Annotated in this window: 9 protein-coding genes; 1 reads left to right on the top strand and 8 read right to left on the bottom strand. The window is 68.7% G+C overall.

Annotated elements, in window-relative coordinates:
- Positions 1-21: 21 nt before the first annotated feature.
- The 8 genes from PLE19_07985 to PLE19_07950 all read right to left on the bottom strand — a co-directional run bounded on the left by PLE19_07985 (position 22) and on the right by PLE19_07950 (position 11750).
- Positions 22-1716, bottom strand: coding sequence for a hypothetical protein (locus PLE19_07985; GenBank protein ID HPD14873.1), 1695 nt, complete (start codon positions 1714-1716; stop codon positions 22-24).
- A complete protein-coding gene (locus PLE19_07980; protein HPD14872.1) occupies positions 1713-3362 on the bottom strand; it encodes a hypothetical protein in 1650 nt (549 codons plus the stop codon). The genes PLE19_07985 and PLE19_07980 overlap by 4 nt, the downstream gene beginning before the upstream one ends.
- A complete protein-coding gene (locus PLE19_07975) occupies positions 3359-4579 on the bottom strand; it encodes an ABC transporter ATP-binding protein (GenBank protein ID HPD14871.1) in 1221 nt (406 codons plus the stop codon). The genes PLE19_07980 and PLE19_07975 overlap by 4 nt, the downstream gene beginning before the upstream one ends.
- Positions 4580-4691: 112 nt before the next feature.
- Positions 4692-6671: a cation-translocating P-type ATPase gene (locus PLE19_07970; protein ID HPD14870.1), complete on the bottom strand. Its 1980-nt coding sequence runs from the start codon at positions 6669-6671 to the stop codon at positions 4692-4694.
- Positions 6671-7849: a protease modulator HflK gene (locus PLE19_07965; GenBank protein HPD14869.1), complete on the bottom strand. Its 1179-nt coding sequence runs from the start codon at positions 7847-7849 to the stop codon at positions 6671-6673. Before PLE19_07965 ends, PLE19_07970 begins: the two co-directional genes overlap by 1 nt.
- A gap of 9 nt (positions 7850-7858) precedes the next feature.
- On the bottom strand, positions 7859-8797 hold the full coding sequence (locus PLE19_07960) for a protease modulator HflC (GenBank protein HPD14868.1): 939 nt from the start codon (positions 8795-8797) through the stop codon (positions 7859-7861).
- The gene (locus PLE19_07955) at positions 8794-10767 is read right to left on the bottom strand and encodes an SPFH domain-containing protein (GenBank protein ID HPD14867.1); all 1974 of its coding nucleotides are present in this window, start codon (positions 10765-10767) and stop codon (positions 8794-8796) included. Before PLE19_07955 ends, PLE19_07960 begins: the two co-directional genes overlap by 4 nt.
- A 14-nt stretch (positions 10768-10781) precedes the next feature.
- Positions 10782-11750 (bottom strand): hypothetical protein, encoded by a 969-nt coding sequence (locus tag PLE19_07950; protein HPD14866.1) that lies wholly within the window; start codon positions 11748-11750, stop codon positions 10782-10784.
- Positions 11751-12147: 397 nt separating this feature from the next.
- Between PLE19_07950 and PLE19_07945 the strand changes: the two genes are divergently transcribed.
- Positions 12148-12357: a hypothetical protein gene (locus PLE19_07945; GenBank protein ID HPD14865.1), complete on the top strand. Its 210-nt coding sequence runs from the start codon at positions 12148-12150 to the stop codon at positions 12355-12357.
- Positions 12358-12505: the final 148 nt, after the last annotated feature.

Below are 12505 nucleotides of genomic sequence, written 5' to 3'. Positions count from 1 at the left end.
CCGTTGGGTGCGCCCCCGGTTTCACTTCTTCGGTGCGATGGGCGCGGGGGGGCCCTCGGGGGCGGCGCGCTTGGCCGCCTCTTCCTCGGCGAGCTTCTTGAACTCGTCCTCGATGGCCTTGACGTCCGTGGGATAGAGGCGGCGGAGCTCGTCCACCTGGAACCTGCGGAAGGACCGCAGGGCCTCGCGCAAGGCGTCGAGCCAGAGGGTGCGCAGCGGCGGGATTTGCGCCCGGATGCGCGGGCTGACCCGCTCTTCGCGGTACTTGTTGTAGACGTACCGGGCCAGATTGTCCTCGCCCGCGGCCTGGTCGTTGTCGCCGAGGGACGCCCACATCAGCGAGCGGAAGAGGAAGCCGCGGATGAGGTTGAGCGCCTGCTCGGTGGTCATGGCCTCCAGCAGCTTCGTGTAGCGGCTGTAGACGAACTCCTGAAGCGGGACCGGGGTCTCGCCGCCGAGGTCGAGGAGCATCTTGAAGTACCGCGCCGCGTTCTTGACGTCGTTGTGGACATAGAGGTTGACGACGACATCGCGGAGGAAGTTGAGGTAGCCCTCGCGCGTGGGCTCGGCCCAGTCGCTCTTGGCATGGCGGGCGACGATCTCCTGGTGAAGGCGGATGATCGACTCGATGAAGCCGAAGTTGGGCGCGGCGACCCAGGTGTCGGGCTCTTCGTCGTTGCCGGCCTCGAAGCGCAGCCGGCCGCGGCGGTAGAGTTCGCTGAGCGAGTGGAAGAGCATGCGGTCGGAGTTGGCGGCGGCGAACGCGTCGGTGCCGAAGATCTCCACACTGCGGCCCGCCCAGTAGAGCGAGTGGGCGTCGGGCAGGCGCCAGTCGATCGGCCCGAAGTCCATCAGGCGAATCATCCGCCCCGTGTCGAGCTTGAGGCGGTCGCGGAGGTTGGCGGCGCGTAGGTAGGCTTCGAGACGGCCTGCGGCGTCGGCGTTAGCCGGGTCGTTGAGCAGGGCCAGGACGGGCGCGGGCAGCTCGGCGGCCCTGTTGGCGATCTCCAGCGGCTTGCTGAACGGGTTCACGCCCGCGGCCCGCAGCGCGTCCACGAGGACGCGCACAGCGGGGTCGTTGAGCAGCTCGCGCTCGGTCGGCGGGGCGGCCGCCATGGCCTTGAGGCGGTCGAGATACGGGGGCTTGCCGAGAGCCTGCTCGGTTTCGAGGGCGAGCTGCACCTTATAGTAGATGTGGGCATCGTCGGTGTCGCCGCCGATCTTGTGATTGTAGATCCAGGCCAGTTCGCGGTAGAGGGTGGGGGCCTTGGGGTTGATGGGGATGCCTTCGTCGCGGAGAATCTCGATGCCGAACTTGATCCAGCGCCAACGCTCCTCGGGCTGGCTGGCTGGGAATTTGACCGAGCAGTTGTAGGCCACGTTCCATGCCCAGTAGGCCCAGACGCCCGGGAATCGCGGCTCGAGCTGGCTGATCATGCGGAAGAGGTCGTTGAGTTCGAAGAACTTGCCCGCCTCCTGAAGGTCCGACGAGCGCACCCAGAGGCCGATGATGGCCAGGGCGCGGAAGCACCCGAGCGTCTTGGTGGCGAACTCGATGGCGGGCGGCACCTTGGCGGCGCCCGCGTAGCCGCGGAGCTCCGCCTGCTCCATCCGGCGCTGGAGATGCAACTGCACCTGGCTGGCGACGATGGCGAAGGCCAGGGCCGCCCCCGCAAACATCCACCGGCGAAGGGTCGTGGCGCTCGTGGGTCTCATGGGCTCGCCAACGCGATCTCGCGGCGCTCGAATATGAAGGTTCCCAGCAGCATCAGGACGCCGCCGTAGAGGAGCGCGATGCTCCACGTGGCGTCGAGCACAAGGCCCAGCGAGACCTCCTCGCCCGAGCTCACCAGTTCCGAGGGAGAGTACTTGTGGAATGGCGGCAGCACCGTATGCAGCACCTTGGTGAGCGCCCGCGTGGCCCTCTCGGCGAGCTGGGACGCGGGCGAGGTCTGGTTCTGGTCGAAGGTGAAGCCCTTGTCGAACTCGGCGTTCAGCGAGCCCGAGAGAAACGTCAGCAGCAGGATGGCGAGAGCGACGATGGGGGACACAGGAAAGCTGAGGAAGGTGGAGCAGAACAGCCCGAGAACGGCGATGAAGAGCACCTCGACGAGGATGATCGCCAGGCCGCGAACCAGGTTGCCCGTGAAGCCGCCCACGGGGACCAGGGCCTGAATCGAGTCGGCCTCCGAAAAGACGAGAGTGGGCCGGCGCGGCTCGACGTTGTAGAAGCGCACCTCGAGCACGCCGTCGCGGTCCACGGCATCCGCCGGGACCTGGATCTCGTGGATCTCATCGGGCATGAACGCATCGTCGTAGCGATAGGCTTTCGTGCGATTCAGTACGCCGAACTCCCAGCGGACGTGGTCGGGGTCCTCCGACTTGCGGTCGGAACTGAAGAACTTGAAGCGTACGGTGAGGCCGAGGTCGCGGGAGCGCGGGAGCGTAATCCCGGAGAATTGCCACCGGCGGCCGTAGAGGGGCGGCACCGCGTTGACGAGCTTGTGGAACTCCTCGGCGAGCTGCCGCATGGCCTCGCGGCGGATGATCTCGCGGCGCATCGCCTCGTCGGGCGCGGCCTTGGCGGCCTCGGGCATGCGGTCGCTGCGCTGAAGCTGGCGCATGCGGCTCTCGAGGTTCCCGCGCGCAAAGTCCTCGAAGTCGCTCTCGGGCGGCGGATCGGGCAGCAGCGAGCGGCGCGCCGTGAGCACCTGCTCCCTCGCGTCGCGAAGGCGCTTCTCGGCGCGGCGTCTCTCCACCTCGCTCGAGGCCGGAATGTCCCTGGCCGCCCGCTCGGCCTGCGCCACGCGGTGGTGGACGCTCGCCCAGGTGACGATGCCCATGAAGGCGAGGAGCACGGCGTTGAGGAGCAGGATGCCCAGGAACTTGCCCAGCAGCAGTTGCCAGCGGCGGAACGGCTTGGCCTCGAGGAGGAAAACCTGTTTGTCGCGGATCTCCGTCCATAACGTGGTGGTGGCCAGCGTGAGGGTGAGGACGCCGAGCAACACGCCCGCCGCGATCAGCGAGTAGGCGATGACCACGTGGAGCAGGCCGCGCAGCGTGCCGTCGCCCTTGATCAGGAAGGGCAGCGCGGGCACGAGGACGAGGTAAGTGGCCAGGAGCACGAAGGCGACCTTCACGCGCAGGGCCTGCGCCAGCGTGTTGCGGGCGATGGTCCAGACGTGGCGGTCGGCGAGCAGCGACAGGCCGGAGGCGAGGGCGAGCACCGTAGCGCCCATGCCCACGATGCGCGCGATGGTGGGCAGGTCGAGGATGAGCGCGATGGCCGTGGCGACGACGTAGGCGAGCAGGCTCCCCACGAATGTCAGCGCGGCGACTGTGTGGCGGGCTCCGGCCTTCATTGCGATGGCGGCTTCTGGTCTTCCTGGCCTGGGGAGGGTTTCTTCACAAGGCGGTCAATGACCGACCGCCGCTCCGGCGCACCAGCCTCGGCTGGCGGCTCCACGGCTTCCGGCGCCTCCGGCCGCCTGGGGGCGGGGGCCTCGTGCGGCTCGACGAGGCGCTCGAGGACCCGGCTGGGGGCAGCGGTCGCAGGCTCAGCGGGTACCGGCTCGGGCTCGGGGGGCGCGGGGGATGGCTCGGGCGCCGGCTGCGTGAGCCGCTCGATGACCTCGGCGGGGGATGCGGGCTCGAGCTTGCGGAACAGGCTGGGCTCGAAGCGGCCGGCCCCGGCGCCGCCCGTCTCGGGCCGCACCTGGCGGGCCTCCTCGATGACGCGCAGGAAGTAGGTCTCGAGGCGGTCCACCGGGTGGCCCACGGTCACGGTGCCGGGCTCGGCCACCTCGTCGAGCACCGCGCGCACGCGGTCGAATGCCGCCGGCGGCAGCGACGGCAGGGTGATCTGGGTGAGCTGCTGCTGGGCAAGCAGGTCGCCGACGGGGCCCACCACGCAGAGCCGGCCGCCATAGAGGATGCCGACGCGGTCGCACACGTCTTCGGCGTGCGCGAGCAGATGGCTGCACAGCAGAATGGTCTTGCCGCGGCTCTTGAGCTCGAGGATGAGGTCCTTGACTTCGCGGGCGCCGATCGGGTCGAGGCCGGTGGTAGGCTCGTCGAGCAGCAGAAGCTCGGGGTCGTTGATCAGGGCCTGGGCGAGGCCGATGCGGCGGGCCATGCCCTTCGAGTACTCGCGCAGGGGGCGGTTGCGGGCGGTCGAGAGGCCGACCATCTCGATGAGTGCCCCCACGCGCCGCCGCCGTTCGTGGCGCGACAGACCGCTCAGGCGCCCGAAGAAATCGAGCGTCTCCGGCGCGTTGAGGTACGGGTAGAGGTACGATTCCTCGGGCAGGAAGCCGAGGCGGGCCTTCACGCGCACGTCGCGGGGCGGCCGGCCCAGGATGCGCACGCTGCCGCTGGTGGGGAAGAGCAGCCCGAGCAGGATTTTGATCGTGGTGCTCTTGCCCGAGCCGTTGGGGCCCAGGAGGCCGAAGACCTCGCCGCGGCGGACCTCGAAGTCGAGCTGGTCCACGGCGCGCACCTTGGGCCGGCGCCAGAAGTCGCGGAAGACTTTGGTCAGCTTGGCGGTCTGGACGACGTTGTCACTCGCGCTGGAGGGCATAGGGGGTTGTTCCAGAAACCCTGTGTCTGCGTGATCCACGCCTCACCGCCAGAGGATGCCGGGAGACGCCGGAGGGCGCTCCGTCCCCTGGCCGCCGCGGGCACCTTGGGGCTCACGAGTTGGCGGTGTGTGGCGTGAACTCCTCGCCCATCCGTACGAGGCGGGCGCTGTTGAAGATGACGATGAACGAGCTGACGTTGTGCAGCAGGGCGGCGAGGATGGGGGTCATCCAGCCGTAGCCTGCGAAGGCCAGGCCGCCGATCATGAAGACGAGGCCGAAGACCAGGTTCTGGAGCACGAGGGTGCGGGTCTTGGCCGACAGGCGGATGAGGAAGGGCAGGCGGCGCAGGTCGTTGCTCATGAGGGCGATGTTGGCCGAACTGATCGCCACATCGCTGCCGGCGGCGCCCATGGCCACGCTCACGTCGCCGGCGGCGAGGGCCGGGGCATCGTTCACGCCGTCGCCCACCACGGCCACGAAGTAGCCGCTCTCGCGGAGCTGGCGCACGGTCTGGAGCTTGGCCTGGGGCAGGCACTCGGCCTGGAAGTCGGTGCATCCGAGCTCGGCGGCGACCTTGCTGGCGACCGCCGGCTTGTCGCCGGTGAGGATCAGGAGACGCGCGATGCCCTGGCGTCGGAGGTCGTGGAAGGCCTGGACGGCTTCGGGCCGCGGCGTGTCCTCGAGGCCGACCCAGCCGATCGCGCGTCCCGCGCGAGCGACGAAGAGCACGCTGAGGTTATCGGGGGGGCGCAGGTCCGGCGAGGCAAGGGGCGACATGTCCACGCCCTGCTCTGCGAGCCAGGTCTGGCGCCCGACGAGGATCGAGGCGCCGCGAACGTTGCCGCGGACGCCGCGACCGGGCACTTCCTCGAAGGCGGTGGCCTCGGCCAGCGCGAGCTTCGCCTCGCGCGCCACGGCCACCACGGCCCTGGCGACGGGGTGATTGGAGTTGTGCTCGACGCTGGCGGCGAGGAGGAGGAGTTCCTCCGGCTCGACGCCGGGCGCCGGCTGGAGGCGGGTGACGACGAGGTCGCCTGTGGTCAGCGTGCCCGTCTTGTCGAAGACCACCGCATTCACGCGGCCGGCCGTCTCGAGGTCCTGCACGTTCTTGATGAGGATGCCGAGGCGCGCGGCGGCGGAAAGGCCGGCGACCATGGCGGTGGGCGTGGCCAGGATGAAGGCGCAGGGGCACACGAGCACCAGGGCCGAGATGGCGCGGTTCGGGTCGCGCGTGAAGAAGTAGATGAGGGCCACGATCATGAGCATCGTGGGCGTGTACCACTGGCTGTGCTGGTCAATGATGCGCATGAGCGGGATGCGGGTGCGCTCGGCGTCGGCGATGAGCTTGCGCACGTGGCCGAGGGTGGTGTCGGCCCCTGTGCGCGTGACTTCGACCTCGATGACGCCGGTGAGGTTGCTGGTGCCGGCGAAGACCTGGTCGCCGGGCTGCTTGTCAGCGGGAAGGGCCTCGCCGGTGATGGTGGCCTCGTTGATGGTGGTGAGGCCCGAGCGAATGATGCCGTCGGCCGCGATGTTGTCGCCGGGCCGCACGCGGATGCGCTGGCCCGCGCGCAACGCGCTGGCCTCCACGGTGCGTTCGCTGCCGGACTCGTCGAGGAGCTGGGCCGTGGCGGGGGTGAGGCGCAGCAGGTGTTCGATGGCGGCGCGCGCGCCGAGGGCGCTGCGCTGCTGGATCAGCATGGACATCAGGAGGAGGAACGCCACGACCCCGGCTGTGCGGTACTGGCCCAGGCTGATGGCGGCCAGGATGCCGAGGGCGGCCAACTCGTCCATGCGCAACTCGCCGCGCGTGAGGTCATGCACCGCATGCCACAGGAGCGGGGCGGCGAGCAGAAGGGCGCCAATCACGGCGCTGAGGTCGCCGACGCCCTGGGACTCGGGCAGGAGCCAGTCGCACAGGTAGGCGTTGGCGACCAGGGCGCCGCCGAGCAGGGTGCCGAAGAGGCGGAAGGCGACCTTGGACTGCCGTTGCTCGGCCCCTTCGGAGTCGGGGTGGCCGATGTCGAAGTAGTCATGGCGGTGGTCGAAGACCGAATCGCCGTGCTCGTGCGCGTGCGCGTGTGTGGCCATCAGTGTGGTTTCTCGTCCTGGTCTTTCGCTTCTTCGGAACGCCACTTGATGATCTGGCGGACCGCCTCGGGCTCGCGGCTGAGCCAGAGGCGCACCTCGCCGTTGGTGTGGACGACGTAGACCTCCTCGGCCCGCTCCAGCACCTCGCGGGTGACCTCGATGAGGCGCTGGGAGAGGAAGTGGCTGAGCATGCCGCGGTCGTTGGGGTACTGCTTCAGCAGGTCGCTCATGTAGCTGGCATCGGCCTCGGCTTCGGCCACGACCTGGGTCTTGTAGGCCAGGGCCTCGCTCCTGCGGCGGTCCGCGTTGCCCACGGCTTCGGTGATGGTCTTGTCGAAGTAGCCCTTGGCCGCCTCGACGGCCTTGCGGCTCTCCTCGCCCGCCATGGTGACGTCGTCGAAGGCCCTCTTGGTCTGCACGGGCGGGGTGACGACCTCGAGGATGACGTTGTTGATCTCGATGCCGTAGTCGGGGTGGGGCGGCTTGAGCTGGGCCATCAGGGCCTTTCGCACGTCGGCCTGGAGCTGCGAGCGGCGGCCGCGGTAGGCGTCGTCCACCTGGTACCGGGCCATGGTGTGGATGACGGCGCTCTCGGTGAGATGGGTGAGGAGGCTGCGCACGCGGCTGCCGGGGCTGTTCGACGCCAGCTCGGCGGGGTCGGCGAGGTTGGCGCAGAATTTCACGGGGTCCGACACCGTGTAGGTGACGATCCAGCGGGAGTGGAGGATGTTCACGTCGCCGGTGAGGTTGTAGCCGCCCTGGCCGGGGGCGATGCTCTCGGGCACGGGCTTGCCGGGCTGCGGCGCTTCGAGATACCAGAAGCTGCCGACCGCGAGGTCGAGCTCGCGCTGGACGGGGAACCGCACGACCTCATCCACGAGGAAGGGCCAGGCGAAGTGGAGGCCGGGGCCGAGCACCGGCGTTTCGATGCCCGTGGCCGCGTCGCGGTGGAGCACCGGCTTGCCGAAGCGCAGGATGAAGGCGCGCTCGTGCTGCTTGACGGTGAAGATGCCGGAGCCGAGGAACAGCAGGGCGACGAGGAGCATGGCCAGCGTGAGGAGCCGGAAGCTGACGCGCAGGGCCTCGTTGAGGGCCTGGCTGGCCACGTCGCCGCTGAGGGCCGCGCGTTCGGTCGCCGTCTGCCGGTCGTGGGGGTGGTCGTGGTTGTGATGGGCCACGGCAGGCTCCTACTTCTCAGTGCCCTTGGGCGGCGCGTCAAGGCCTTTGGCGGGCGGCGTGGCGCCGGGGATCTTGACCTCGGGGCTCAGGAGGTTGTACGGCGGTGTGTCGGTGGTGAGGATGTAGGTCGTGCGCTTGCGGAGGTTGCGGATGGCCTCGAGGCTGCTGAGGAAGTTGGCCAGCTCGGGGTCCTGCTTGAAGACCTCGTAGTGCTTTGCCGCGATCCGGTCGCCCTCGCCGCGGATGATGCGCGCCTCGGCCTCGGCTTTGCTGAGGATCTCCTTGGCCTGACGGTCGGCGTCGGCGCGGATGGTTTCGGCCTTGCTGTCGCCCTCGGCACGCAGGGCCTTGGCCTTGCTGCCGCGCTCCTCCTTGTTCCGCTCGAAGACCTGGCGCGTGACGTCCTCCGGCAGGCCGAGCTGGGTGATCCAGAGGAACGGCACGCTCAGGCCGTACTGGGCCAGGGCCTCGTCCTGCACGGCGTGGTGAATGGCGGCCTCGACGGCGCCGTACTGGTGGTCGGGGTCGGTGGAAACGAAGTCGGCCAGGTCGTGGCTGTTGATGATCGAGTTGGCGGCGCCGCCCACGAGCGCGCCGAGCTTCTCCTCGGCCTTGGCGCGGCTGCCCACCTTGTCCTCGAACATGCGCGGGTCGGCGATGGCCCAGCCGACCGCGATGTTGACGATCAGGTTGTGCTGGTCCTTGGTGAGGTACTCCTGGAACTTGCCCTCGTAGATGCTGGTGCGCTTGTCGTAGGTGGTGACGGTCTGGATGGGGTAGGGGAGTTTCCAGTAGAGGCCGGGCTCGGTGAGGGTGCGCGTGGCTCTGCGGAAGGTGTAGACGATGGCGGTCTCGTTGACGCGCACCTGGAACGAGATGAGGAAGATGAGCAGCGTGGCCACCAGCAGGAGGGCCACCAGGATCGTGATCTTGCCCCGTGTCTTCACGGCCTTGCCCCTTCAGTTGCGCCCACGTCCAGCGACATGCCGGCTCCGGGCACGGTCTTCTCTTCGAGGTTCAGGTTGATGACCTCTTTGACGCTGACCCATGCGGGCTTGACGATCTTGCGGGCCTCGACGAGCGTGGCCTCGAGGGCGCTGAGCAGCTTCCTGTGGCGGAACACGCTGGGCGCCACCCGGGAGGCCTCGAGTTGCATCAGGAACTCCTTCTCGGCGGCGGGTGCCACGTACTGGCGGTCTGCCGCGTAGATGCGCGCGTCGGCCAGCAGCCGTGCGGCATCGCGAGCCGCGCGCGGCACCACGCTGTTTGCATGGCCCCGGGCGTTCCAGATCTTGGCCTCGCGCTCCTCGAGCGCGCCCACGACCTCCTCGAAGGCGCCTGCGACCTCGATGGGGGGGTGAAGGCCCTGGAGCGCCACGTCCACGATCTTCACTCCGAGCTTGCGTTCGGCCGCCGCGGCCTGGATGGCGGCCTTGAGGTGGCGCACCGCCTCGCCGCGCTTGTAGCCCAGGAAGTCCAGGAAATCGGCGCTAGCCGAGTAGGCGGCCAGCTCGCGATAGCAGAGGGCCTCCAGCGTACGTTTGGGTTGGTCGTGGTTGTACAGGAAGTCGTAGTAGTCATCCACATAGTAGAAGACGTAGACGGTGCCCGTGATCAGGTTGACGGCGGGCACAGGGCGAGCGCCGCGGGCGCGCGGCTCGGCCGGCCTCGGCGGAGCCGCGGGCGCGGGGGCGGGGGCCGTCGGCCCGCCCTTGAGGGCGGTCTCGGGGTGCGTGGCTACCAGCAGGTTGAACGGCTGCTTCGCGTGCGTCTTCGTCCACTCGAAGCCCGGCACGTCCTCCTGGAGTTGCTCGCCGATGGTCAGGGTCTCGACGCGGGCCGTCGGGTAGCGATAGGCGATCTCGATGGGCCACGGCCACTTGACGTGGAGGCCGGGACCCAGGGCCACCCGGTCGGCGCGCGGGACCCCGAAGCGCTCGACAATCGCCTGCTCGCCCGTGTCCACGATGACGAAGCAGGTCAGGAGCTCGAGCGTGACCGCCTGGAACAGGATGAGCGGGCCGATCGCGCCCTCCATGAACCGGTAGAACCAGGTCTCCGAGACCTTGAAGCCGAACTGGTAGTCGAGCGTCTCGGCGGTGGTGCGGAAGATGCCCCTGGAGGTGGTGAGCATGCCCAGGAGCCGGCTGTCGTGGGCGGGCCGCACATCCTCGCGGGCCTCGCGGGGGCGGTACAAGCCCATGACGAGAAGGATCAGCATCTCGAAGGCGAGCACGGCCAGGGCGATCGGGATGGCCCAGGCCACGCCGCGCTCGACGACCGGCAGCTCGAAGAAGCAGAACACGAAGGCCACGGCCACCAGGAAGCTGCCCAGGGCCGACGACATGGTGAAGTTGGCCCCGGCGCGCAGGGGCCGCCAAGGCACCTGGGTAGCGAGGCCCGCCGCATAGCGCGCGAGCAGGAAGGTGATGAAGGCGATGCCGGCGAACGCCCAGAAGTTGCGCAGGGGCTCGGTGGGCGCAGCGGCGCCCTCGGCGGCGGCGAGGTGGCGGAGCGCGCCGTACGACACCGCTCCGAGCACCAGGATCACGATGAGCGAGAAGATCGGGAGGAAGTACTTCTCGAACTGCGCCAGGCGGTTCCGTGCGGTGAGGAGGTCGGCCCCCTCGGCCTCGAAGAGCGAGGGGCCCGCCTCGCCCGGGCGGCCCTTGGCCATCGAGGCGGCGGCCAGGGCCTCCTCGGCGGCGCCGCGCCGCAGGCGCTGGTGGGTGAACACGCCCAGCCACACCAGCACGCCGACCAGCAGGTGCCAGCCCTCGACCTCGGCCGCAAACGACCCGCTCAGGCGGCCCAGCGCCAGCGCGAGAGCGCCGGCCGCGGCGTGCACGACCACGGTCACGAGTGCCGCCGTCTCGGCTCGCCGCAAGGGCAGTTGTCTCTCGGTCTGCTCAACCATTCACGTCGTTCCTGTCACTGGATCTCTCGGGCTTCGAAGAGCGACATTCCCAGAAACACCAGGGCCGTGCAGTAGAGCGCGCCGTAGGCCATGGCCGTGCCGATATAGTCCCATGGGATGGGGCTCCCGGCCGTCAGCGCATCGCCCATCCAGAAGACCTGGAAGCTCGGGAGCACGACCGCGGGCAGAGCCGCCACGAGGCGGCTGGCTGCTGCCAACTGCTCGAAGAGGTACTCCGACAGCGTGCCCACGGCGAAGAACACCACACAGACGAACATGCTGACGACCAGCGTCAGACGCGTGGCGCAGGCCACCGCGGCCGCCGTGAGCACCGCGAGCATCGGGAAGAGCGTGACGCACGCCTTGAGGGTCTCGATGTCCATCGCCTCGAGGTAAGGCACCAGGTTCAATTCCCTGTCGAAGAAGGCCGAGCCGAAGAACAGCAGGCTGAAGATGCCCAATGCCGCGAAGATCACGGCCGAGGGAAAGGGGCGGTCGAAGAAGTAGTTCGCCGCCGTCGCGGCCCCGAGCGTGAGAAGGACCGCGGCCATCTCGCCCCAGATGAGCGGCGTATCGAGCTTCGTGTATACGGCCTCCGGCACCCCGATCCGCACCGTGAGCACGAGCACCAGGCTCAGCAGGTAGGCGGCCGCCGCCTGCGCGCCCAGGATGCCCAGGAACTTGCCCAGCACGAAGGCGCCGCGGCCCACCGGGCGCGCCACCACCATCAGCGCCGTCCTCCCGCGGACCTCTTCGGTGACGACATTGGAGGCCGACAGCACGGCCAGCAGCAGCCCGGCCAGGAGGATGGTGGAGAGCCCCATGTCCTTCACGAGCTTCACGTCGTCGAAGATCGTGAACATGGCGAAGCTGGGGCTGAGCGCGATCGTGGCCAGCGCGATCCCCAGAAGCACGCAGAAGACCGGCTGACGCACGGTCTCCCGGAACGCATTGCTTGCGATTGCCCAGACCTTGCCGGCCATCTAACTTCCTGGAGCCAAGCTACGCGGGGACGGCGGAAGGCGCGAGGCATGGACCCCGCGGGATGCAAGGCACCTAACTCGTCGCTGTCCCTTAGATTATACCGGCGGGTGTTCCGGCTGCAAGCGCAAATGCGCCCTCGCGGGGCCTCCCGACCATTCGGTGGGAGTATGGGGGCAGTTGTGTACCATCTGGAACATAAGCCGCGACGAGCCACGCCCCGCCGCGCTGGCCACGCCGCATGGCCTCTCGATTGGAAGTCATTACTAACAAACGAGTTACACCAGATTCGCCCTGTGCAGGACAGTCTGCGATGCGATCTGGCATGGAAATTGCTCTTGCGGGAGATGACCTTTGGTAAGAATCCTTCGCAAGCGCAGCAAAGTGGGGGCAACGCGAATGAGCGTGATGCTGACTCAGGATTCCGTGAAGAAGTGGCTGACCTGTCTGGGCTGCGGCAAGAGGATGTGGACCGACCGCTGCCATCGCATCTGCAAGAAGTGCCGGCGCCGGAACGACGCCACCCCTGATCGCCCGGCACACGGCCTGTCGCTGCCGCGGAGCTGCGACCTTGTGACCATGGGCATCTACGAGCGCGAGCAGTGGTGACGCAGCCCCCCGAGTGAGCCGTCGCGACCAGAACCCCGCACCGGGCGCGCAACTTCGAGTTGGCGCCCGGTGCTTTCATGTTAGCCAACCAGTGGCTAGGAGCCTGTCCAAGAATCCCCGTGGGCTGCGTTGCCGGCGCCAGCGGGGC

This window comes from Planctomycetota bacterium (assembly GCA_035384565.1).
Lineage (GTDB): Bacteria > Planctomycetota > PUPC01 > DSUN01 > DSUN01 > DAOOIT01.
Note: the sequence above shows the minus strand (reverse complement) of the source record. Positions and strands in the feature narration are given on the sequence as shown.